The organism is Phenylobacterium sp. (assembly GCF_044372605.1).
Classification (GTDB): Bacteria; Pseudomonadota; Alphaproteobacteria; order Caulobacterales; family Caulobacteraceae; genus Phenylobacterium.
The window spans coordinates 1-22,277 of the sequence record NZ_JBILRO010000031.1 but is presented as its reverse complement, the minus strand read 5'-3'; the positions used below and the strand labels follow the sequence as shown (position 1 = coordinate 22,277).

The window sequence follows — 22,277 nt, the reverse complement described above, 5'->3', positions numbered from 1 at the left end:
CGGCAGCGTCTCGTCGCTGCAGATGCACCATGCGGGCAACCGATCGCCCAAGGAGCTCATCGGCCAGCCGGTCTGCCCGTCGGACGATCCCGAAACCGGCGCGCGCGGCCTGTCGCTGGGTGAGGTCGAGCAACTGATCGAGGACTTCGTCGCCGCCGCTGTCCGTTCGGAGCAGGCTGGCTTCGAGGGCGTGGAGATCCACGGCGCCCATGGCTACATTATCGCCCAGTTCCTGTCGGCCGAACTCAACCACCGCACCGACCGCTACGGCGGATCGGTCGAGAACCGCGCCCGCATCATCCACGAGATCATCGACGGTGTCCGCAGCCGCTGCGGACCCGACTTCCAGCTGGGCCTGCGCCTGTCGCCGGAGCGCTTTGGCCTGAAATTGGCCGAGATCCTTCAGATCACCCAGACCATCCTCACCGATGGCCGCATCGATTATCTGGACATGTCGCTCTGGGACGTCGCCAAGGAACCCATGGAAGAGGAATTCCACGGCCGGTCGCTGATGTCGTACTTCACGGCGCTGGATCGTGGACAGGTGCGGCTGGGCGTCGCCGGCAAGGTGACCAGCCCGGCGGTGGCGCGCGATATGCTGGCCAAGGGCGCCGATTTCGTCCTGATCGGCCGCGCGGCCATCCTGCACCACGACTTCCCGAAGCTCTCCCACGATCCCGCCTTCGAGCCGATCGCCCTGCCGGTCACCCGCGAGCATCTGGTCAAGGAAGGCCTCGGCCCTGCGTTCGTGGACTACATGTCCACCTGGAAGGGCTTTGTGCAGGAGCCGGTGGCGGCCGAGGCTTAAAGGCCGAGACCTGCCGGCTTAGGCCCACCGGTCGCCCAGTCCAGGAGCTCCACGGGGTGGACCACTGGCGCATCCAGCACTGGCGCAAGCTGCGCGATACAGCCGATGTTGCCGGCGGCCACAACGACGGCGCCCGTGCGGTTGATGTTGGCGGCCTTGCGGTCGCGGAGTTGGATGGCGAGGTCGGGCTGCAGGATGTTGTAGACGCCGGCTGATCCGCAGCAGAGGTGGCCTTCCGCGACCATCCGCACCTCGAACCCGGCCGCTCCCAGCAGCGCCGGAGGTCCGGTCTTGATCTGCTGGCCATGTTGAAGCGAGCAGGCAGCATGATAGGCCACAATCAGTCCCGATGGCGCTGCAACTGGCGGGAGCCCCACCTCGCCGATGAACTCCAGGATGTCTTTGGCCGGTACAGCCTCGCCGACCAACTGCTGGTAGGACTTCAGCATCGTACCGCAGCCGGCCGCCGTGGCTATGATGGCGTCGACCGTCCCGGCGCGCGCCCAGGCGGCGAGATTGGCGTTCGCCATCGCCTTCGCTTCGGCCGCGCGGCCCAGGTGTTCGGAGAGCGCGCCGCAGCAGCCTTCACCCTCGGCCAGCACGACGTCAAAACCTGCCCGGTTGAGCAATCGGATCGCCGCTTCGCGAATCTCCGGCGCCATCACCGGCTCAACGCAGCCCTGAAGCAGGATCACCCGGCCTTTCACCGGCTGGGCCGCTCCTGTCGGCGGGGCGCCGTGCCCTGGCGCAGTGACGCCGGCCCGTGATTTCGGGACCAAACCGAGCATGGCTGCCAAGGGTTTCAGTCCCAGACGCCTCAAGAGGGGCTCAAGCGGCCGAGCGATCCGCCCAAGGCCAAGCGCAATCCGCAACCTTCCAGGCCGCGTCATCACGCCCGCCAGGACGGCACGCAGTATCCGCTCGGGCAAGGGCCGCACGTGATGTGTCTCGATGTGGATCCGGGCGTGGTCGATCAGTTGCGCATAGTCGACGCCGGAGGGGCAGGTGGTCGTGCAGGCCAGACACGACAGGCAGCGGTCCACGTGGGTGACGGTGCTGGCCGGCGGCGGCCCGCCATCCTCCAGCATCGCCTTGATCAGTTCGATCCGCCCGCGCGGACTGTCGCGCTCATCGCCCAGCAGCACATAGGTGGGGCAGGTCGCTGTGCAAAACCCGCAGTGGACGCACTTGCGGATCGCCGCCGCCGAGGCTGCCGTCTTGGGATCGGCCAGCTGTACCGGTGTGAACGAGGTTCTCATCCGCGCCCCTCCATGCGGCCGGGGTTGAGTACGCCCAGGGGATCAAAGGCGGCTTTGACTCGCGCCTGTAGCGCCCCCAGCGCCCCGCTTCTCGCCGTGAACGCATCGCCGCCCTGCAGGCAAAGGGCATGGCCGCCCAGGTTCGCGACAACGGCGCGGATGCGGTCAGGCAGCGCCTCAGTCCGTAGCCAGACCTGTCCGCCAGCCCAGTCATAGAGCGCATCGCCCGCAAGCTGCTCTGGCCCGCGCCATCCCGACGCCGGGGGCAGGGACAGTCGCCAGAGCGGCCGTGGATCGTCGGCCAGAGCTTCAACCTCGCGCACCTGCTTCCAGAACGGGCGACTGTGGCCGGCGTCCAGTGTCTCGATCCGACCGAAGGGCCTGAGCGCCGCCGCAAGCGCCTCGGCCCGCGCCGTGACCGACGCCTCGAATCCCTCAAGCCGCACCGCTGTCACCGCCATCTCGGCCTTCAGGGGGCTGGCCTTGGCCGCGAAGGGCGGAAGATAGGCCGCGCCGGACACCTCGAAGGGGCCGTTCATCGCCACGCCCATGGCTTCCAGGGCCCTGGTGTCGTTCAGGCCAAACAGCATCAGGGTGGTTTCGGCTCGTGGCGCGGGGAGCACCTTGATGGTGACTTCGGTCAATACCGCCAGCGTGCCCCAGGACCCCGCCATCAGCTTCATCAGATCATAGCCGGTGACATTCTTCACGACCTTGCCGCCGGCCTTGAACATCTCCCCCCGACCGGAGACGGCTTCGAACCCCAGGAAGTGATCCCGCGCGGCGCCCGCGCGGACCCGCCGGGGTCCCGAGACGTTGGCCGCGAGGACCCCACCGAGGGTCGGCTGCCCCGTTGCGCCCAGCAGCCCGGTCCAGTGCGGCGGCTCAAAGGCCAGCATCTGACCCTGACTGGCCACCCGCGCCTCCAGATCCGCCAGCCGCACGCCGGGTTGCGCGGTCAGCACCAGCTCGTCCGGGGCATAGTCGATGATGCGGTCAAGTCGCGTCGTCGACAGGACCAGATCCGCCCGGTCCACGCTGCCGACGCGCCGCTTCGTGCCACCGCCGACGATCTCGATGCGACGCCCCTTCGCGCCGGCCTCTGCGACGGCGTCGAGCACCTCTTCGGGCGTTGCGGGTTCCAGGGTGGGGGCGTTGGACATCAGAACCGCGGCAGATCCGGGAACGCCAGCTTCCCGCGGTGAACATGGACGCGTCCCAGCTCGGCGCAGCGATGCAGCACCGGAAACACCTTGCCGGGATTGAGTAGCAGGCCGGGATCAAAGGCGCACTTGACCCGTTGCTGGCAGGCCAGATCGGTCTCGTCGAACATCTCGCTCATGAGGTCGCGTTTCTCGACACCCACGCCATGCTCCCCGGTCAGGACGCCGCCCACCGACACGCAGAGTTTCAGGATGTCGGCGCCGAACGCCTCGGCCTTTTCCAGATCACCCGGGATGTCGACATCGTAGAGGATCAGCGGATGCAGGTTGCCGTCGCCGGCGTGAAAGACATTGGCCACGCCCAGCCCGTAATGGCCGCTCAGCTCGGTGATCCTGGCCAGCACCTGGGGAAGCTTGCCCCTGGGGATCGTGCCGTCCATGCAGAAATAGTCGGGTGCGATCCGCCCCACCGCCGGGAAGGCGGCCTTGCGGCCTGCCCAGAAGGCCTGACGCTCGGCTTCGGACTTTGACACGCGCTCGAAAGTGACATTCCGCACCGCCGCCAGAGCCCGGATGTGGCCGGTCAGTTCGTCGCACTCGGCCTGCGGTCCATCCAGTTCCACGATCAGCAGGGCTGCGCAGTCCACCGGATAGCCGACGCCCACAAAGGCCTCCGCCGCCCGGATCGCGGGGTTATCCATCATCTCCAGGCCCGCCGGAATGACGCCCGCGGCGATAATGTCGCCCACCAGCCCGCCCGCATCTTCCACTGAGGCGAACCCCAGCAACATGGCCTTGGCGGTCTCGGGCTTTGGCAGGATCCGCACTGTCACCTCGGTGACAATTCCCAGAAGACCCTCAGATCCGGTCACCAGTCCCAGCAGATCATAGCCGTCCGCGTCCATCGCCTTGCCGCCCAGGCGCACGATCTCGCCGCTCATCAGCACCAGTTCACAGCCCAGCAGGTTGTTGGTGGTCAGGCCGTACTTCAGGCAGTGCACCCCGCCCGAGTTCTCGGCCACATTGCCGCCGATGGTGCAGGCGATCTGACTGGAGGGATCGGGGGCATAGTAGAACCCCTCGGCCTCGACGGCCCCGGTGATCGCCAGATTGGTCACGCCCGGCTGCACGACAGCGCAGCGATTGGGATAGTCCACCTCCAGCACCCGATTGAACTTTGACAGACCCACGACGACGCTGTCCGCCAACGGCAGGGCGCCACCGGACAGCGATGTTCCGGCGCCGCGCGGCACGACCTTGACGCCATTGGCCTGACACCAGCGCAGTACCTCCGCGACCTGCGCTGTGGTTTCGGGGAGGACCACGGCGATAGGCGCCTGCCGATAGGCCGACAGTCCGTCGCTTTCGAAAGGGACAAGTTCGCTCGCAGCGCTCACCACGCCCTCGCCGGGCACGATCTGCTGCAAGGCGCGCACGATCTCGGCCTTTCGGGATATCAGGTCGGCATCCGGCAGGGGCATCTTCATGCGGCGGACGGTAAGCGGATGTGCGCTTCGAGGCTACTGCCCTTGCGCGTTCAGCCGGGCCTCACCCGTCGTAGAACAGCGCCGGGTGCAGGCCGATCACCTTGCGCTCACGGGACGTGGTTGCCCGCGCGATGGCCTCTGCGGAGAGCTGATTCGCGTCATCTGTTGGAACCAGCCGCTGGGCGATGTCGCGACGACCATAGTGGACCTGCAGGAAGAACCGCCCTTGGTCGCCGTCCCGGGTTGGCATCCGTCGGTGCCAGACGTCGGAAACGAACAGGCCCGCGTCACCGGCCCGGGTCAGCAAGGGCACAACGCGTTGGCCCTCATAGTCGAGGTCATCATCCATGTTGCGCGCATGAGGCGGCGCCCGGCCTGAGAGATGGCTGCCCGGCAGCACGCCGGTCGGGCCGTCTTCCAGTGCGCAGTCCTGCAGATAGAGATGCACCCCGATGGCGAAAACAGGGTGCGGAATTTCGGCTGGCCATCTCACGCCCTCGGGCAACGGCACATGGGGACCGGCGTCAATGTGCCAGGCCTGCCCTCCGTGCGAACCGGGATGGCCGGCCGGGTTCCGCCAGGCTGTATTGGCGATCACGTGGCAATCCTCGCCCAGCAGCGGCTCTATCACTGACAGCAGCCGCGGATGCGCGCACACGCGCTGGGCGGCGGCGCTTCGGTTCAGCATCGCGTAACGGAACATCGCCGCATCTTCCGGCGGTCGGTCACCGCGCCGGTCGGACGGATCGCGGTCATAGATCTCGCCGATCTCGGTGCATAGCTCGGCGATCTCTGCCGGTGAGAGCAGGCCACGGATGATGGCGAAACCGTCCCGCTCCAGCTGGACGGACTCTTCCGGCGCCGGTTCGGTGCGAACTTCCAGATAGGGGCGGCCGCGTCGGATCATGCTGAGGCTCCATGTGGGCTCAGCCTATCCACTGCCTGGGCGGCGCGCCACTATGAAGGATCGCCTACTCGGCCTTGAACGCGGGCGTCCGCTTCTCGTTGAAGCTGGCTACGCCTTCGCGGCGGTCGGCGGTGGTGAAGAGGCGGTTGTAGAGGCTAAGTTCCAGGTCCATCGCAGCCTTCAGGTCAAGGTCCTGACCGCCATGGACCACCCGCTTCAGCGCCCGCACCGACAGGGGCGCCCGGCTGGCGATCTGGGCGGCGACGGCCAACACGGTCTCGAGCAGGGCGTCGACCGGAACCACGCCGTTGACGATCCCGTAGTCCAGCGCCTTGTCCGCCGGGATCGGGGCGGCGGTTGTCATGATCTCGATGGCCCGGCGGGGTCCCACGGCGCGGGTCAGGAGCTGGGTGCCGCCCAGACCCGGCATGATGCCGAGCCCGGCTTCAGGCAAACCGAACCGCGCGCCTTCGGCGGCGTAGGCGAAGTCGCAGGCGAGCGTCATCTCGCAGCCGCCACCCATGGCCGCACCCTGCACGGCCGCGATCACGGGAACCGGCACGGCCAGCTGTGCGCGGGCCATGTCCTCGAAGATCTTGTGCTGGGCCGCCCAGGCCTCATCGGTCATGCCGTTGCGTTCCTTGAGGTCCGCGCCGGCCTGGAAGTTCTTGCCCTCGCCGCGCAGGATCACGCAGCGCAGATCGACGCGCGCACCCAGTTTGGTCCAGGCGTCCAGCAGTTCGCGGCCCATGGTCGACGACAGGGCGTTGGCCACCTCCGGCCGGTTGAACACCACCGCCACGATGCCGGGGCCGAGGTCTTCCAGTTTGATCGTCTCGTAATCCATCAGAAGCTCTTCGGCTGGCCCAGCACGTGGGTGGCCACGTGGCTGAGGATGAGGTTCGTGGAGATGGGAGCCACCTGGTAGAGGCGGGTCTCCCGGAACTTGCGCTCTATGTCGTATTCCTCGGCGAAGCCGAAGCCGCCGTGGGTCTGGATCGCCATGTCGGCGGCGAACCAGCTGGCCTCCGAGGCGACCAGTTTGGCCATGTTGGCCTCGGTGCCGCAGGGCTGACCGGCCTCGAACAGTTCCGCCGCCTTTTCCACCATCAGATTGGCTGAGGTCATCTGCACATAGGCCCGCGCCAACGGGAACTGGACGCCCTGATTCTCGCCGATGGGACGGCCGAAGACCACCCGGTCCTTGGCATACTGGCTGGCGCGGTCGATGAAGAACTTCGCATCGCCGATGCACTCGGCCGCGATCAGGATCCGCTCGGCGTTCATGCCGTCGAGGATGTACTTGAAGCCCTTGCCCTCCTCGCCGATCAGGTTCTCGGCGGGAACCTCCAGGTCCTCGAAGAGCAGCTCGGTCGTGGCGTGGTTCAGCATGGTGCGGACCGGCGTGATGGTCAGGCCGTTCCCCACCGCCGCGCGCATGTCGACCAGCAGCACGCTCATCCCGGCCGACGTCTTCGCCTCGTCGCGCGGTGACGTGCGGCAGAGCAGCACCATCAGGTCGGAATGCTCGGCCCGGCTGATCCACAGCTTGCGGCCGTTCACGACGTACTTGTCGCCGACCTTCCTCGCAAAGGTGGTGATGCGGGTGGTGTCAGTGCCGGCGTCCGGCTCGGTGACCCCGAAGGCCTGCAGGCGCAGCTCGCCGCTGGCGATCCGGGGCATATAGGCCTCTTTCTGCGCTGACGTGCCGTGCCGCAGCAGCGTGCCCATTGTGTACATCTGGGCGTGACAGGCGCCGCCGTTGCAGCCCGACCGGTGGATTTCCTCCAGCACCGCCGACCCCGCCGCCAGACCCAGGCCCGAGCCGCCGTACTCTTCCGGAATCAGCACCGACAGGAAGCCGGCCTCGGTCAGGGCCTGCACGAAGGCCGTCGGATAGGCGCGATCGCGGTCAAGCGCCCGCCAGTAGGCGCCGGGGAAGCGGGCGCACAGCTTGCGCACCGCCTCGCGAATTTCAGGGAAGGTTTCGGTCATCGTGGTGTCTCTGTCATGCGCGGCACTGGAGATCGACTGCCAAAAGTGATCATCTCCACAAAACAGGAAACGTCGGGGAACCCAAGGTGAGTCAACTCAGCTATGTGCATGGCGCGAGTTCGCAGCCGCTGATCGGAAAGACCATCGGCGTGGTGTTCGACGAGACGTGCGCCGCCCATCCCGATCAGCTTGCGGTAATCTCTCGCCATCAGAAGATCCGCTGGACCTATGCTGAACTACAACGCCGCGTCGACGCCTTCGCCGGCGGCCTGATTGCGCTGGGCCTGGAACCGGGTGACCGGATCGGAATCTGGGCGCCGAACTGCGCCGAATGGGTCGTCACCCAGTTCGCCACCGCCAAGGCGGGCCTGATCCTTGTGAACATCAACCCGGCCTATCGCCTGTCAGAGGCCGAGTACGCGTTGAACAAGGTCGGCTGCAAAGCCCTGGTCATCGCCGTCCGCCACAAGACCAGCGAGTATCTGTCGATGGTGCATGAGTTGCGTGACGCCGGCCGCCTGCCGCATCTCGAAGTCGTCATCACAATCGACGACGATCCGCATCGCGGCTGCCAGAGCTTTCCGCACGTGTCGAACACCGCGCGTCTGGCCGACCGGTCGCGGCTGACCGAGATCGGCGCGACCCTGCAGTTCGACGACCCCATCAATATCCAGTTCACCAGCGGCACCACCGGCTTTCCCAAGGGCGCGACGCTCAGCCACCACAACATCCTGAACAACGGCTTCTTTGTCGGCGAGGCGCTGCGTCTGAAGGCGGGATCCCGGCTCTGCATTCCGGTACCGCTCTATCACTGCTTCGGCATGGTGATGGGCAATCTGGGCTGCATCACCCGCGGCGCCACAATGGTGCTCCCCTCGGAAGGGTTCGAACCCCTGGCGGTGCTGGAGGCTGTGTCAGAGGAGCGCTGCGAGGCCCTGTACGGGGTGCCCACCATGTTCATCGCCGTGCTGGCGCATCCGGCCTTCGACAGTTTCGATCTGACCTGTCTGCGCACCGGGATCATGGCCGGCTCGCCCTGTCCGGTGGAGGTGATGCGTCAGGTTATTGACCGGATGCACATGCCGGAAGTGACCATCGCCTATGGCATGACCGAGACCAGCCCGATCAGCTTCCAGTCCAGCTGCGACGACAGTCTGGAAGCCCGGGTCTCCACGGTCGGTCGCATCCAGCCCCACGTCGAGGTCAAGATCGTCGACGAGGCCGGACGGATCGTGCCCCGCGGCGCGCCCGGCGAACTCTGCACCCGGGGCTACTCCGTGATGCTGGGCTACTGGGATGATGCCGAGCGGACGGACGAGGCCCTCGACCGGTCCGGCTGGATGCATACCGGCGACCTCGCCACCCTCGATGCCGACGGCTACTGCAACATCGTCGGCCGCATCAAGGACATGGTCATTCGAGGCGGCGAGAACGTCTATCCGCGCGAGATCGAGGAGTATCTCTATGGCCATCCCGCCGTACAGGACGTGCAGGTGATCGGCGTTCCCGATCTCAGGTTCGGCGAGGAGCTCTGCGCCTGGATCGTGCTGAAGCCCGGCGAAGCGGTCACCGACGAGGAGGTCCGCGATTTCTGCCGCGGCCAGATCGCCCACTACAAGATCCCCCGCTACATCCGCTTCGTGGAGGGTTTCCCCACCACCGTCACCGGCAAGGTGCGCAAGGTCGAGATGCGCGAGACCATGATCGCCGAGCTTGACCTGAAACTGGAAAAGACGGCCTAGGCCAACCATGAGGAAGCTGACCAGTGCCGTCGATCCGAACGGCCCGGCCTTTGCGGCCAACGCCCGGGTGAACCGAGCCCTGGCGGATGATCTCCGCGCCCGGGCCAGCACGGCGGCCTTGGGCGGTCCCGAGGCCTCACGAACACGCCATGTCTCCCGCGGCAAGCTCTTGCCCCGCGAGCGGGTGATGCGGCTGCTCGACCCCGGCGCGCCGTTCCTGGAAGTGGGCGCATTGGCGGCGAACGGCCTCTATGACGATGAGGCTCCGGCCGCCGGCGTCATCACCGGCATCGGCCGAGTGTCCGGCCGCGAGGTGATGATTGTCGCCAATGACGCGACAGTGAAGGGTGGGGCCTATTTCCCGATCACTGTGAAGAAGCACCTCCGCGCCCAGGAGATCGCCCAGCAGAACCGCCTGCCCTGCGTCTATCTGGTGGATAGCGGCGGGGCCAACCTGCCGCATCAGGCCGAGGTGTTTCCCGACCGGGAGCATTTCGGGCGGATCTTCTTCAACCAGGCCCGGATGAGCGCAGAGGGCATCGCCCAGATCGCCTGCGTCATGGGCTCCTGCACCGCCGGCGGCGCCTATGTCCCAGCCATGTCCGATGAGTGCATCATCGTCCGTGGACAGGGCACCATCTTTCTGGGCGGCCCGCCCCTGGTTAAGGCCGCCACCGGTGAGATCATCTCGGCCGAGGAACTGGGCGGCGCCGACACCCATGGTCGTCGCTCCGGCGTGGTCGACCATGTGGCCGAAGACGACGAGGACGCCCTGGCTATCGTCCGGCGGATCGTGGCCAATCTCAACACCACCAAACCGCAGGACATGACGCTGGCCGAGCCGGAGCCCCCGGCGTTCGACCCCGAGGAACTCTATGGCGTGGTCCCCACGGACGTTCGCGCCCCCTACGATGTGCGTGAAGTGATCGCCCGCGTCGTCGACGGCTCCCGGTTTGATGAATTCAAGGCGCTCTACGGTGCGACGCTGGTCTGTGGCTTCGCCCGCATCTGGGGTTATCCGGTGGCGATCCTGGCCAACAACGGCGTATTGTTCTCGGAGAGCGCGCTGAAGGGCGCCCACTTCATCGAACTGGCCTGCCAGCGGAAAATCCCGCTGGTGTTCCTGCAGAATATCTCGGGCTTCATGGTCGGCGGAAAGTACGAGGCCGGCGGCATCGCCAAGGACGGGGCCAAGCTTGTCACCGCGGTCGCCAGCGCCAATGTGCCCAAGTTCACCGTCCTCATCGGCGGCTCGTTCGGGGCCGGCAACTACGGCATGTGCGGCCGGGCCTATTCCCCCCGCTTCCTGTGGAGCTGGCCCAACAGCCGGATCTCGGTCATGGGCGGCGAGCAGGCTGCCTCGGTCCTGGCCACCGTCCACCGCGACGCCGATAAATGGACGCCCGCCGAGGAAGAAGCCTTCAAGGCCCCGGTCCGCCAGCGCTACGAGGATGAGGGCAACCCCTACTTCGCCACCGCGCGACTGTGGGATGACGGCATCATCGACCCGGCCCAGACCCGCGACGTCCTGGGCCTGTCCATATCGGCGGCCCTCAACGCCCCGATCCCGGAGACACGCTTCGGCGTGTTCAGGATGTAGCGGATGGCCAGGTCAAAGATGTTCAAGTCCGTCCTGGTCGCCAACCGCGGCGAGATCGCCCGCCGCATCTTCGGCACCGCGCGCCGGATGGGGATCGAAACGGTCGCGGTCCACTCCGAGGCCGACACCCACGCCGCCCACGTCCGCGACGCCGACCAGGCGATCCTGATCGGGCCCGCCGCCGCGCGGGAAAGCTACCTGGTCCCCGAAAAGATCATCGCCGCGGCGAAGCAGACCGGCGCCGAGGCGATCCACCCGGGCTATGGCTTCCTGTCGGAGAACGCCGGGTTCGCCGAGGCCGTGATGGCGGCCGGTCTGATCTGGATCGGGCCGCCGCCGTCGTCGATCCGCGCCATGGGCCTGAAGGACGCCGCCAAGAGCCTGATGGCCAAGGCCGGCGTGCCGGTGACGCCCGGCTACCTGGGCGAGGACCAGTCGCCGGAGATCCTGGCCCGCGAGGCCGCCCGCATCGGCTATCCGGTACTGATCAAGGCCGTGGCCGGCGGCGGCGGCAAGGGTATGCGGCTGGTGGACTGTGCCGACGCGTTCGCCGAGGCGCTCGCCTCCTGCAAGCGCGAGGCTGCCGCCAGCTTCGGCGATGAGAGGGTGCTGCTGGAAACCTATTTGAGCCGTCCGCGACACATCGAGGTACAGGTGTTCGGCGACAGCCACGGCAACGTCGTCCACCTGTTCGAACGTGACTGCTCGTTGCAGCGCCGCCACCAGAAGGTGATCGAGGAGGCGCCGGCTCCCGGTATGGACGCCGCCACCCGCGCAGCCGTCACCGCCGCTGCGGTCAAGGCGGCCCAGGCGGTGAACTATGTCGGCGCAGGCACCGTCGAATTCATCGCCGACGCATCCGAAGGCCTTCGTGGCGACCGTGTCTGGTTCATGGAAATGAATACCCGCCTGCAGGTCGAACACCCGGTGACGGAAATGATTACCGGCCTCGACCTCGTGGAGTGGCAGTTTCGCGTGGCGGCCGGCGAAAAGCTGCCGTTGAAGCAGGAACAGATCCTGATGACCGGTCATGCCGTCGAGGCGCGCCTCTATGCCGAGAACCCCGCCTCGGGCTTCCTGCCGTCGATCGGTCGGCTGGACGCTTTCAGCCTGCCGCAGGGCATCCGGGTCGACGCCGGGGTCGAGGCGGGCGACGTCATCAGTCCTTTCTACGATCCGATGATCGCCAAGCTGATCGTGCATGGTGAAACCCGTGAAGAGGCCATCGCTGATCTTGCCGAGGCCTGCGCCGAGGTGGACATCTGGCCGGTGAAGACCAATGCCGGTTTCCTCGTCCGCTGCCTGGAGAACCCCGACTTTATTGCCGGCGCGGTCGACACCGGTCTGATCGCCCGAAACCTGGACACCCTGGCCGCAACGCCCGAGCCCAGCCCTGAGGTCCTGGCGACGGCCGGCTGGGCCTTCCGCGAGGTGGTCGAGCGCGCCGCCGCCGGGCAGCCGGCTACGCCGTGGGTGGAACTGCTGGGCTTCCGCCTCAACGCCCCGCCGCTGGAGACGGCCCGCGTCTTCCTGGGCGCGACGGCCGTCCATGTCCCCATGCCGCTGGAACCCAGTCGCATTGTCCATGCGCCGGGCGACGACGAGGTGGTGGTTTTCGAGGCCGGTGAGGCTTTCGTCTTCCGCGATAACCCGGCCATAAGGGAAGGTGGCGTCGCGGCTGGCGACGGCTCGATCCGGGCGCCCATGCCGGGCAAGATCACCCAGCTGTCGGTCAGGGTGGGCGACAGAGTGACGTTAGGTCAACCTTTATTGACTCTCGAAGCCATGAAGATGGAGCACGCCCTGGCCGCGCCATTCGACGGTGAGGTAAACGAGATCGCCGCCGAACTTGGCGGGCAGGTCACCGAGGGGTCGGTTCTGGTGAAGCTGACGGCGGACTAGAGCCTGTCCGGTTCAGATGGAATCATCTGAACCGGATAAACAGGCTCGTTATCAAATGTTTAGAGCACGACGGGCGCTTGAACCGGTATCCACTTCTAGCTGTCGTGCTCTAGGGTCAGCTGGCCCCAGCCACCACGCCCGCGTCGTGCAGCTTGCCGATCTCGCCGCTGCTCATGCCCAGCACCTGCGCCAGCACCTCGTCGGTGTGCTGACCCAGTTTCGGCGCCGGCAGCACCGGTCCACGTTCGTCCTGCGGGATCGTGCCCATGGCGCCGGGGGCGGGGTAGGTGAGGCCGCTGGGGTGTTTCACGGCCTCGAACACCGGGTTGTTCTTGTAGAGGCGGGTGTCCTCGAGAGCGGCTTCCAGGGTCTGGTAGCTGCCCCAGGTGACGCCGCCAGCGTCGAAGGCCGGTGTCAGGGCGGCGGCGTCCTTCGCCGCGAAGGCCCGCTCGAACAGCGGATAGAGCCGCGCGCGGTGGGTGAACCTCAAGCCTTCGTCGGTGGCGAAGGAGACGCCCAGCGCCGCCTCCACGGCCGACACCTCGGCGCCGATGCCCAGGGTCTCGATGGCCTTGCTCCACTGCTTGGGCGTGATCGCCAGCAGCATCAGCTTCTGCCCGTCGCGGGTGGTGAAGTCGCGGCCGAAGGCGCCGAACACGTCATTGCCCATGCGGGGGCGCTGGTGGCCGGTCAGCATCGCCTCGGCGGTGAAGCCCATGTTGGCCATGGACGCTGCGCCGATGTCCGACAACGGGGCCCGGATCTCGCGACCGCCCGCGCCGCGATGGCGCGCCAGAAGCGCAGACACCAGGCCAAAGGCGCAATAGGCGCCGGTGAGCAGGTCCCAGGCCGCCAGTACGTGGTTGACCGGCCTGTCGTCGTCGGCCGGCCCTGTCATCAACGGCAGCCCCAATGCCGAGTTGATCGTGTAGTCCATGCCCTGCGAGCCGTCGGCCCAGCCCATGACCCGCACGCAGATGAGATCAGTGCGAAGGGCGCTGAGTTTCTCGTAGGACAGGAACCCGTCGACCGGGAAGTTGGTCACAAACAGGCCCGCGTCATCGCCCGGCGAGGCCGCCAGCCGCTGGGCGATCTCCCGCCCGGCGGGGCCCGAGAGGTCCAGGGCCACCGACTTCTTGCCCTTGTTCAGTCCCTCCCAGTAGAGGCTGGCGCCATTGTCAGCCAACGGCCAGCGCCGGTAGTCCGGACCGCCGCCGATATTGTCGAACCGGATCACCTCGGCGCCCATCTGGGCCAGATAGAGACCGCAGGTGGGCGCGGCGACAAAGGCCGATCCCTCAACGACGCGCAGGCCTTTCAGAAGATCGTACATGGTCAGGCCACCAGCTTTCCGACCTCGGCCACCTCATCGGGCGTGAGCCGCCACTCCGCGGTGGCGGCGTTGGTGCGTACCTGCTCCGGAGACGTGGCGCCGGCGATCACCGAGGACACCGCCTCGTGACCCAGCAGCCAGGCGAAGGCCAGTTCCAGAATGGTGTGCCCGCGCTCGGACGCCCAAGCCTCGAGGGCCTCGATCCGGTCGAAGTTGCGGTCGTTCATGGCCTGCGCGCCGCGCGCGCCCCAGGCGGCCAGCCGCGTTCCCTCCGGCGGCGCCTCGCCGCGCTTGTACTTGCCCGACAGCAGGCCGGATGCGAGCGGGAAGAACGGCAGGAAGCCCAGGCCGAAGTGCTCGCAGGCCGGCAGCACCTCGCGCTCAACGTCGCGCTCCAGCAGGGAGTAGAGGTTCTGTGCTGACACAAACCGCGTCTGGCCGGCGGCGCTCCAGTCGGCGTCGGCGATCTGCCAGCCGGTGTAGTTGGAGTTGCCGAGGTAGCGGACCTTGCCCTGGGTGACCAGGTCGTCCAGCGCGCGCAGCGTCTCGTCCACCGGCGTGTCGCCGTCGGGCTGATGGTGCTGATAGAGGTCGATGTAGTCGGTGCCGAGGCGGCGAAGGCTGTCCTCGACCGCCGTCATGATCCAGCGGCGAGATCCCCCGCGCTTCTTTGGGTCCTGGCCGATCTGCATACCGAATTTGGTGGCCAGCACGATCTCGTGGCGTCGCTTGCCCAGCGCCTCGCCCAGAAACACCTCCGACCGCGTTCCGCCATAGATGTCGGCCGTGTCGAACAGGGTGATGCCCGCGTCGATGGCGGCGTCCACGACGGCCTGGGTCTGGGCCTGGTCGATCCGCATGCCGAAATTGTTGCAGCCCAGGCCCACCACACTGACCTTCAGCCCCGAGTTACCCAGCCGGCGCACCTTCATCCATCATCTCCCGTATCTGTTATCGGGCCGGTTCTAGCTGTCCCGGCGAGGGAAGCGCCAGCGGGATCATGCTTAAGCCTACGTTCACCGTGCTTGTTGGCGATGTCGCAAGTCGATCGTCGTTAACGTTGCGAGATCAGACAGAAACTCGCGGCGGATCAATAGATGCGGCTCGTAACTATCGCCAGTCTTGGGGTTTCCGCGGTTCTCGGCCTCGGCGCCCTTTTTGTGGCCAAGATCGCGCTGCCCAGCGCCTCGGCGGCGAAGAGTCCGGTCGCGCACGAAGTGCAGGGCGCGCCGCTCGTCGTCGCCGCCCGCGCCATCAAGTATGGCGAGAAGCTGGACGCCGGCATGCTGAAGGTGATCAAGGCGCCCGAGAACGCTGTGCCCGCCGGAGCCTTCACAACCGTCGCCGCCGCGTTGGCGGCGGACCACGGCGGCGCACCGGTGGTGCTCTTTCCGATATCCGAGCGCGAGGCGATCCTGCCCACCAAGGTCTCCGGCCCGGGCGCGCGGCCATCGGTAGCCGCCGAGGTGGCCGAAGGCATGCGGGCCTATGCGGTGAAGGTGGATGACGCCACGGGCGTGGGCGGTCATGCCTTGCCTGGCGATCGCGTGGACGTGGTGCTGATGCGTGACCTGACGCCCACCGGGCCCGAGCGGAACTTCATCTCCTATGTGGTGGTCCAGAATTCTCGCTTGCTGGGTGTCGACCTGAACGCTGATCCGACCTCGAACAAGCCGGCCAGCCCCAACACGGCCACCCTCGAAGTCTCGGTCGAGGACTCACAGAAACTCTCTGTGGCGTCCACCCTGGGCACGCTGTCGCTGGCGTTGCGGCGCAACGGCGAGGCGATCATCGCTGACGCCACACCCCTGCGCACCGCCGACTTTCTGGTGGGCAGCGGCGGCGGTCGGAGCACCGGGAGCGGACGCGTGGTGTCGCGTGGTCCGACCAGGTCATACTCGGCGATCCTGATCATCGAGGGCGAACCCTCGAAGCGTGGCGGCGCTTCGCGCCGGGCCCCCGCACCTGCTGCACCCCCTGTGGCGAATGCGGCCGGCGCCGCCAACCCCCAGGCCGGCTCCGCCGGCGTCGGCGCGATCGGATAGGCCATGACCCCCCGTCGGATTTCCAGAACCGCCTTTGGCCTGCTGGCGCTTTCGCTGGCCCCGCTCGCCCCGCTGGCTACGCCCGCCCCGGCGGCGGCGCAGTCGCTGTCGAGCGAACCGGTGCTGCGCCGGACCATCCATGTCCCGCGCGACAAATCCCTGTCGTTCCGACTGCCCCAGGCGGCCTCGCGGATCGTCATCGCCCAGCCGGACATCGCCAAGGTCACCGCGACCAGCGACTCCAGCTTCTACGTCCAGGGCATCGAGTTCGGGTCCACAAACCTGCTGGTCTACGGCGTCGGCGGTCGGCTGCAGGAGGTAATCGACATCCGGGTGGGATACGACTCCGACGGCCTTCAGCAGGACTTTGCCGCCGCCTTCCCCGGCGAGGGGTTGAAGGTGCGAAACCTCGGCGAGGTGCTGATGCTGGCCGGGGAAGTTTCCACCACCGGCGTGCAGGCCGGCGCCGAGCGGATCGCCGCCAAATATGCGCCGGACTCGGTCATTTCCCGTATCACCGTGCGGGCGTCGCAGCAGATCATCCTGGAGGTCCGGATCCTCGAGGCCAGCCGGAACGCCATGCAGGACCTCGGCGTGAACCTGAATGTGGCCAACGGGTCATTCTCGATGTTGAATGGCTCCGGTCTGGTCGGCCTGACCCCCGCCGCAGGGGTGCTGACCACCCGCGGCGGATCAGGCAGCACGCGGATCGACACCCAGATCCAGGCCCTGGAAGAGCGGGGCGTGATCCGGACCCTGGCCAAGCCAAATCTGGTGGCCATCTCAGGCGAGAAGGCGAGCTTCCTGGCCGGCGGCGAGTTCCCGTTCCCGGTGCCTACACGTGACGGCATCACCATCGAGTTCCGCCCCTACGGCGTCCGCCTGAACTTCACCCCCAAGGTGCAGGACAACGGCTGGATCCGGATGAGTGTGGAGCCCGAGGTCAGCCAGCTGGATCCCAACCGATCCCTGACCATCAGTGGTGTCAACATACCGGCGCTGACCGTTCGACGCGCATCCACCACACTGGAGCTGAAGCCTGGCGACAGCTTCGCCATGGCCGGTCTGTTCCAGCACGACTACCAGAACAACACGGCCCAGACTCCCTGGCTCGGCGATATTCCGGTGCTGGGCGCCCTGTTCCGCTCGGCGCAGTTCAAGCGCTCGGAGAGCGAGTTGCTGATCATCGTGACGCCACGTTTGGCCACCGCCGAGGAACGCCAGATCACGCCGGTTGATAGCCTGCCTGGTCGCGAACCGTCTGCGGCGGACCTGTTCCTGCGTGGCAAGTCCCATGACCGGCCCATGGCGCGTGACCTTGGTCCGCCGGTCGCCGCCAACAGCCTTAGCGGGAAGAAGTAGCGCCAGTCATGTTGCGTCTGAAGTCCACGTCACCGCCCCCTTCCAACCTCATCGACGGCCGCCGCGTGCTCGCGCTGGGCGCCGCGTTAGCGAACCTGATCGATGGCCCCCTTCAGGGTGCGATCGTCCAGATGGGGGCCATCCCCCAACTCCAGAACCTGGCGGCCGGCGCGTTCGACCTTGTCCTGATCGACGCCGACGCCTGGGAGGCGCCGGCCCTGGCCGCGGCAGTCCAGGCGCTATCGGCGCTGAAGGCCTGCCCGCCGGTGCTGGTGGTGGGCGCCAACCTGCCGGCCGGTCTCGTCCGCAACCTGATGCGGCTGGAGGCGGCCGACATTCTGGAGGCGCCCTACACCGACCAGCAGATGGCTGGTGAGATCCAGAATCTGCTGGCGCGCGCCCAACCCGTGCTTTCGGCGGCGACCGGCGAGGCCGGTGGCTCGCGTTGCTGGGCCGTGACCGGCGCGGTGGGGGGGTGTGGCGCCACCACCGTGGCGATCGAGATCGCTTACGGTCTGGCCACCCGGTCCGGCAAGGATCGCAGTGTCTGTCTGGTGGACCTCAACCTGACCGACGGGGCGGCTGCGGCCTATCTGGGTGCTGCGCCGACCATGCGCCTTTCAGACTTCGGCAACGCCGCCGACCGGATCGATGCGGCCATGTTGCAGGCCTTCGTTACTCCGGTCTGCAAGGGTCTGGATCTGGTGGCCGGCGTGCGCGATCCATCCGCGTTCGAAACCGTCGGTCGCGACGCCATCCTGCGCATGCTGGAAGTGGCCTGCGAGGTTTACGACTGGGTGATCCTGGATTTGCCGCGCCATCGCCATAGCTGGACGCTGGAAGCGCTGGCCGGTTGCGATGAGGTGCTGGTGATCTCGGAGCTGACCGTTCCGGCCCTGCTCGCCGCGCGCGCCCAGTCGGACGAGATCGAGGTGGGGGTCGGCGTCGCTGTCGGTCTTCGTCCGCGGATCGTATTGAACCGCCTGGCCAACCGGATGTTCGGACCTGCGCCCTCGGTCACGGAGGCCGAGAAGGCCCTTCAGCGCAAGGCCGAGGCCGGGGTCAGTTCGGATTGGGAAGCCGCCGCCGCGTCGGTCAATCTGGGTGGTCCGATCGCCCAGCACCGCCCGAAGTCGAAAATCGTCAAGGATATCCAGCAAATGGTCGAGCGGCTGGCCGTCCAGCCGCCGCGGCGCGACACCGCCCAGAAGGCCGCCTGATGAGCCGTTTCAGCCTGGTCCGCTCCGCGCCCGCGCCGACCCCTGCCGCCCTGGCTGCGCCGCCGCCGGTCGCGCCCCCGGCGGCCCGGGTGGAATCCAAGCCGAAGTCGCCGGCGCGCGACGCCGGGCTGGACCTGCGTCTGCGACTGCACGCCAAGCTGATCGAGGAACTGGATCTCGCCAAGCTGGACAAGCTGGACGAGGCGGAGCTTCGCCGTCAGGTGCTGGGTCAGGTCACCGAGTTCGCCCGCATCGAGCGCATGGCGCTGAACGCCCGGGAGCTCGAGGCGCTGGGCGCCTCGATCTACGACGAGATGGTGGGGTTGGGTCCCATCGAGCCGTTGCTGAAGGATGACTCGATCAACGACATCCTGATCAATGGGCCCTATCAGGTGTACATCGAGCGGCGCGGTGAGCTGGAGCTCACCCCGATCCGATTCCGCGACAACGACCACCTGTTGCGCATCGTCAACCGCATCGTCGCCGCTGTCGGCCGCAGGATCGACGAGAGCCAGCCAATGGTTGACGCGCGCCTGCCCGACGGCAGCCGGGTCAACGCCGCCATCCCGCCGGTGGCCATTGACGGCTGCTCGGTCTCTATCCGGAAGTTCTCCAAGAAGCCGCTGACGCTGGAGAAGCTGGTCGAATTCGGGGCCATGACCCAGTCGATGTCCGACTTTCTCTACGGGGCCGTCCGGAGCCGGGTTTCGACCGTGATTTCCGGCGGCACCGGGTCGGGCAAGACCACCCTGCTAAACGCTCTCTCCTCGGCGATCAGCGAGGGCGAGCGCCTGATCACCATAGAGGACGCGGCCGAGTTGCAGCTGCAACAGCCGCACGTCGTGCGTATGGAAACCCGCCCGCCCAACATCGAGGGCAAGGGCGAGATCCGTCAGCGCGAGCTGGTCAAGAACGCCCTGCGGATGCGACCCGACCGGGTGATCCTGGGCGAGGTGCGGTCGGAAGAAGCCTTCGACATGCTTCAGGCCATGAATACCGGCCACGAAGGCTCGATGGCGACGATCCACTCCAACAATCCGCGCGAAGCCATCAGCCGTCTTGAACAGATGGTCGCCATGGGGGGGCTGAATATCGGCGCCGACGCCGTGCGTCACCAGATCGCCGCCGCCGTGGGGCTGGTGGTGCAGGTGATGCGCCTTTCGGACGGCAAGCGGAAGGTCACCCACGTCACCGAGATCACCGGCATGGAAGGCCAGGTCGTGCAGATGCAGGACATCTTTGTGTTCAACCGCACCCACACCGGCCCCGATGGCGAGGTGTTCGGCGAATTCCGCGCGACAGGCCTCAGGCCCCGTTGCCTGGACGAGATGATCCGTCGTGGCATTCCGTACGACACCGCCAACTTTGACCCCTCGAAGGTACTGGGCTGATGTTCGGGCTCGTGATCGACGCCAAGCTTGTGGTCATGGTGATGGTCGCCGCCGCCGTGTTCGCCGGCGTCCAGGGGCTGGTCGGCATGCTCACGGTCGCGACCCAGAAGCGCAAGCTGAACCAGCGCCTCAAGATCGGTGAGAAGGTTGAGGGGGTCTCTGCCCTGGTGATCGAGCTCAGGAAACGGCGGGGACTGACGTCGTCTGGCGGGCGCCCGGTTCGCCTGCGCTGGCTGTCCGACCTGATCGTCGCCTCCGGCCTGCCCTACGACCGGAGTAAATGGCTGATGTATCTGGCCGCCGCCACGGTGCTGGGTAGCATACTGGTTGGCGTCCTGACCCGCACGCCACTTGGTTTTGCCGGCGGCACCCTGCTGGGCGGCGTCGTCGCTCCGCTGGGACTGCTGAAGATGAAAGCGGGCCAGCGCGCGGCGGCGCTTGGCCTGCAGTTGCCCCAGGCGCTGGACATCATCGTGCGGTCGCTGGAAGCGGGGCACCCGGTGCCGTCCGCTGTCAATCTGGTGGGCCGCGAGTTGCCTGATCCCATCGGGACCGAGTTTGGCATGGCCGCTGACGAGATCGCCTACGGTGCCACCCTGGAGCAGGCGATCGAGCGGATGTCGGAGCGCTGCCAGCACCCTGACGTCGACCTCTTTGCCGCCACCGTGCGCCTGCAGGAAAAGACCGGCGGCAATCTGACGGGCCTGCTCAAGCTCAACGCCCATACCGTGCGGGACCGCCACAAGATGCGGCTGAAGATCAAGGCCGCCTCCTCGGAAGGCCGCGCCTCGGCGATGATCCTGACGTCCGCACCCTTCATCGCCGTGGGCTTCATCATGATCTCCTCGCCACACTTCTACGGCGATGTCATCGACCAGCCGATGGTGAAGTACGGCCTGGCGGCGGTCGGCTTCTGGATCTTCCTCGGCAACATGATCATGCGGCGCATGATCGACATGCGGCTCTGACGCCATGAACCTTGAAACCATCATCTATCTTGTCGGCCTGGTTCTGACCGCAGGCGCGGTCGGCGGGCTTGGTCTGGTGGGGTTCGGCGAGCTGCGTACGCGCGCCCAGCGCCGCAACCGCCTGACCGGCACGGTCGAGGGCCGCCGCTCGGCCGGAAGTGGGTCTGTCCCGGGCGCGGCGATTTCGGCCCAGCTGGTGGGCGCGGTTCGCAAACTGGGCGAGCAAAGCGCGGTCAGCGACCCGGCCAAGGTTTCGGAGTTGCGCTCACGGCTGATGCAGGCGGGGTTCCATTCCCGCGAGGCGCCGATCATTTTCCTGGGCATCAAGGCGATCGGCCTGGCGCTGGCGACCCTGGGCGTGGTGCTGACGCTACCGTCAATGATCACCCATAAGGGCGGAAATCTCATGGCCCTGGGGATCGCGGTGGGGCTCTCGCTGGCCGCCCTCTACGGCCCCGACTTCGTGCTTAAACAGCGCAAGATCACCCGTGAGCGGGAGTATTCCGACGGGTTTCCCGACCTACTGGATCTGCTGGTGGCATCGGTCGAGGCCGGCCTGTCGCTGGACGCGGGCGTCACCCGGGTGACCGAGGAGCTGGAGCGCCGTTACCCGACGTTGACGGTGCATCTGCGGTTCCTGGTGCTGGAGCTGCGCGCCGGCCGCGCCCGCAAGGACGCCTGGACCGCTTTCGCCGACCGTCTGGGTATCGACGACGCGCGCCAGCTGGCCACCATGCTGCGTCAGGCCGAGGAGATGGGCACAAGCCTGGGGGAGACGCTCTCCGTGTTTTCCGCCGACATGCGTTCCAAGCGGATGCTGCGGGCCGAGGAGAAGGCGCTGGGGCTATCGGCCAAGCTGACGGTGCCTCTGATCCTGTTTATCTTCCCCTCTCTGCTGGCCGCCCTGATGTTGCCGGCGGCGGCGCGACTGGTTCATATCTTCGGCGAAAAGTGATCCGGGCGCGGTCGAACTAGGCTGCCACACCGAACATCAGGCCGACGCCCGCGGTGAGGGCCATGGCGGCGGCGCCCCAGAAGGTCACCCGCAACACGCTTTTCAGCACCGGCGCGCCGCCCGTCCTGGCGCCGACGGCG

18 protein-coding genes are annotated in these 22,277 nt (G+C 67.1%); 10 read left to right on the top strand and 8 right to left on the bottom strand.

All coding sequences use genetic code 11. The features are described 5' to 3' along the window. The coding region (locus tag ACIQ42_RS04765; RefSeq protein WP_397421060.1) for an NADH:flavin oxidoreductase at window positions 1-808 on the top strand (808 nt) is incomplete at its 5' end. Here the strand turns inward: ACIQ42_RS04765 and glcF are convergent. The 6 genes from glcF to ACIQ42_RS04735 all read right to left on the bottom strand — a co-directional run bounded on the left by glcF (window position 805) and on the right by ACIQ42_RS04735 (window position 7,619). Beyond that, window positions 805-2,067: a glycolate oxidase subunit GlcF gene (gene glcF / locus ACIQ42_RS04760; protein WP_397421059.1), complete on the bottom strand. Its 1,263-nt coding sequence runs from the start codon at window positions 2,065-2,067 to the stop codon at window positions 805-807. The two genes, ACIQ42_RS04765 and glcF, sit on opposite strands and share 4 nt — an antisense overlap. Continuing rightward, window positions 2,064-3,230, bottom strand: a complete 1,167-nt coding sequence (gene glcE / locus ACIQ42_RS04755; RefSeq protein ID WP_397421058.1) for a glycolate oxidase subunit GlcE — start codon at window positions 3,228-3,230, stop codon at window positions 2,064-2,066. Before glcE ends, glcF begins: the two co-directional genes overlap by 4 nt. Next, a complete protein-coding gene (locus tag ACIQ42_RS04750; protein WP_397421057.1) occupies window positions 3,230-4,717 on the bottom strand; it encodes an FAD-linked oxidase C-terminal domain-containing protein in 1,488 nt (495 codons plus the stop codon). Before ACIQ42_RS04750 ends, glcE begins: the two co-directional genes overlap by 1 nt. 61 nt (window positions 4,718-4,778) lie before the next feature. Continuing rightward, complete coding sequence (locus ACIQ42_RS04745) at window positions 4,779-5,624, bottom strand: phytanoyl-CoA dioxygenase family protein (protein WP_397421056.1); 846 nt, start codon at window positions 5,622-5,624, stop codon at window positions 4,779-4,781. A gap of 64 nt (window positions 5,625-5,688) precedes the next feature. Continuing rightward, window positions 5,689-6,471, bottom strand: coding sequence for an enoyl-CoA hydratase/isomerase family protein (locus tag ACIQ42_RS04740; RefSeq protein ID WP_397421055.1), 783 nt, complete (start codon window positions 6,469-6,471; stop codon window positions 5,689-5,691). Next, the gene (locus tag ACIQ42_RS04735) at window positions 6,471-7,619 is read right to left on the bottom strand and encodes an acyl-CoA dehydrogenase family protein (protein ID WP_397399611.1); all 1,149 of its coding nucleotides are present in this window, start codon (window positions 7,617-7,619) and stop codon (window positions 6,471-6,473) included. The genes ACIQ42_RS04740 and ACIQ42_RS04735 overlap by 1 nt, the downstream gene beginning before the upstream one ends. Before the next feature lie 86 nt (window positions 7,620-7,705). Here ACIQ42_RS04735 and ACIQ42_RS04730 point away from each other — a divergent pair, with 86 nt between their 5' ends. From ACIQ42_RS04730 to ACIQ42_RS04720, 3 genes are read left to right on the top strand one after another with little or no spacing between them, the layout of a single operon-like run. Next, window positions 7,706-9,361, top strand: a complete 1,656-nt coding sequence (locus ACIQ42_RS04730) for an AMP-binding protein (RefSeq protein ID WP_397421054.1) — start codon at window positions 7,706-7,708, stop codon at window positions 9,359-9,361. A gap of 7 nt (window positions 9,362-9,368) precedes the next feature. Beyond that, window positions 9,369-10,961: a carboxyl transferase domain-containing protein gene (locus tag ACIQ42_RS04725; protein WP_397421053.1), complete on the top strand. Its 1,593-nt coding sequence runs from the start codon at window positions 9,369-9,371 to the stop codon at window positions 10,959-10,961. Between the two features lie 18 nt (window positions 10,962-10,979). Continuing rightward, complete coding sequence (locus tag ACIQ42_RS04720) at window positions 10,980-12,863, top strand: acetyl/propionyl/methylcrotonyl-CoA carboxylase subunit alpha (RefSeq protein ID WP_397421061.1); 1,884 nt, start codon at window positions 10,980-10,982, stop codon at window positions 12,861-12,863. Window positions 12,864-12,978: 115 nt separating this feature from the next. On the opposite strand, the gene ACIQ42_RS04715 is transcribed toward ACIQ42_RS04720, so the two are convergent. Beyond that, window positions 12,979-14,196, bottom strand: a complete 1,218-nt coding sequence (locus tag ACIQ42_RS04715) for a CoA transferase (RefSeq protein ID WP_397421052.1) — start codon at window positions 14,194-14,196, stop codon at window positions 12,979-12,981. Window positions 14,197-14,198: 2 nt separating this feature from the next. After that, window positions 14,199-15,128, bottom strand: a complete 930-nt coding sequence (locus tag ACIQ42_RS04710) for an aldo/keto reductase (RefSeq protein WP_397421051.1) — start codon at window positions 15,126-15,128, stop codon at window positions 14,199-14,201. A gap of 165 nt (window positions 15,129-15,293) precedes the next feature. Between ACIQ42_RS04710 and cpaB the strand changes: the two genes are divergently transcribed. Genes cpaB through ACIQ42_RS04680 form a run of 6 tightly spaced genes read left to right on the top strand, consistent with a single transcriptional unit; the run spans window position 15,294 to window position 22,137 of the window. Continuing rightward, on the top strand, window positions 15,294-16,241 hold the full coding sequence (gene cpaB / locus ACIQ42_RS04705; protein ID WP_397421050.1) for a Flp pilus assembly protein CpaB: 948 nt from the start codon (window positions 15,294-15,296) through the stop codon (window positions 16,239-16,241). Window positions 16,242-16,244: 3 nt separating this feature from the next. After that, a complete protein-coding gene (locus ACIQ42_RS04700; RefSeq protein WP_397421049.1) occupies window positions 16,245-17,603 on the top strand; it encodes a type II and III secretion system protein family protein in 1,359 nt (452 codons plus the stop codon). An 8-nt stretch (window positions 17,604-17,611) separates the two neighbouring features. Further along, window positions 17,612-18,823: a CpaE family protein gene (locus tag ACIQ42_RS04695; protein ID WP_397421048.1), complete on the top strand. Its 1,212-nt coding sequence runs from the start codon at window positions 17,612-17,614 to the stop codon at window positions 18,821-18,823. Next, window positions 18,823-20,214 (top strand): CpaF family protein, encoded by a 1,392-nt coding sequence (locus tag ACIQ42_RS04690; RefSeq protein ID WP_397421047.1) that lies wholly within the window; start codon window positions 18,823-18,825, stop codon window positions 20,212-20,214. Before ACIQ42_RS04695 ends, ACIQ42_RS04690 begins: the two co-directional genes overlap by 1 nt. After that, window positions 20,214-21,182, top strand: coding sequence for a type II secretion system F family protein (locus ACIQ42_RS04685; RefSeq protein ID WP_397421046.1), 969 nt, complete (start codon window positions 20,214-20,216; stop codon window positions 21,180-21,182). The genes ACIQ42_RS04690 and ACIQ42_RS04685 overlap by 1 nt, the downstream gene beginning before the upstream one ends. Before the next feature lie 4 nt (window positions 21,183-21,186). Then, entirely contained in the window at window positions 21,187-22,137 is a 951-nt protein-coding gene (locus ACIQ42_RS04680) for a type II secretion system F family protein (RefSeq protein ID WP_397421045.1), read from the top strand. The last annotated feature ends 140 nt before the right edge of the window (window positions 22,138-22,277 follow it).

Excerpts from the sequence above, each read along its gene's own strand:
- glcF (WP_397421059.1), bottom strand. The coding sequence starts at position 2,067 with ATGAGAACCTCGTTCACACCGGTACAGCTGGCCGATCCCAAGACGGCA.
- glcE (WP_397421058.1), bottom strand. The coding sequence starts at position 3,230 with ATGTCCAACGCCCCCACCCTGGAACCCGCAACGCCCGAAGAGGTGCTC.
- ACIQ42_RS04750 (WP_397421057.1), bottom strand. The coding sequence starts at position 4,717 with ATGAAGATGCCCCTGCCGGATGCCGACCTGATATCCCGAAAGGCCGAG.
- ACIQ42_RS04745 (WP_397421056.1), bottom strand. The coding sequence starts at position 5,624 with ATGATCCGACGCGGCCGCCCCTATCTGGAAGTTCGCACCGAACCGGCG.
- ACIQ42_RS04740 (WP_397421055.1), bottom strand. The coding sequence starts at position 6,471 with ATGGATTACGAGACGATCAAACTGGAAGACCTCGGCCCCGGCATCGTG.
- ACIQ42_RS04735 (WP_397399611.1), bottom strand. The coding sequence starts at position 7,619 with ATGACCGAAACCTTCCCTGAAATTCGCGAGGCGGTGCGCAAGCTGTGC.
- ACIQ42_RS04725 (WP_397421053.1), top strand. The coding sequence starts at position 9,369 with ATGAGGAAGCTGACCAGTGCCGTCGATCCGAACGGCCCGGCCTTTGCG.
- ACIQ42_RS04720 (WP_397421061.1), top strand. The coding sequence starts at position 10,980 with ATGTTCAAGTCCGTCCTGGTCGCCAACCGCGGCGAGATCGCCCGCCGC.
- ACIQ42_RS04715 (WP_397421052.1), bottom strand. The coding sequence starts at position 14,196 with ATGTACGATCTTCTGAAAGGCCTGCGCGTCGTTGAGGGATCGGCCTTT.
- ACIQ42_RS04710 (WP_397421051.1), bottom strand. The coding sequence starts at position 15,128 with ATGAAGGTGCGCCGGCTGGGTAACTCGGGGCTGAAGGTCAGTGTGGTG.
- cpaB (WP_397421050.1), top strand. The coding sequence starts at position 15,294 with ATGCGGCTCGTAACTATCGCCAGTCTTGGGGTTTCCGCGGTTCTCGGC.
- ACIQ42_RS04700 (WP_397421049.1), top strand. The coding sequence starts at position 16,245 with ATGACCCCCCGTCGGATTTCCAGAACCGCCTTTGGCCTGCTGGCGCTT.
- ACIQ42_RS04695 (WP_397421048.1), top strand. The coding sequence starts at position 17,612 with ATGTTGCGTCTGAAGTCCACGTCACCGCCCCCTTCCAACCTCATCGAC.
- ACIQ42_RS04690 (WP_397421047.1), top strand. The coding sequence starts at position 18,823 with ATGAGCCGTTTCAGCCTGGTCCGCTCCGCGCCCGCGCCGACCCCTGCC.
- ACIQ42_RS04685 (WP_397421046.1), top strand. The coding sequence starts at position 20,214 with ATGTTCGGGCTCGTGATCGACGCCAAGCTTGTGGTCATGGTGATGGTC.
- ACIQ42_RS04680 (WP_397421045.1), top strand. The coding sequence starts at position 21,187 with ATGAACCTTGAAACCATCATCTATCTTGTCGGCCTGGTTCTGACCGCA.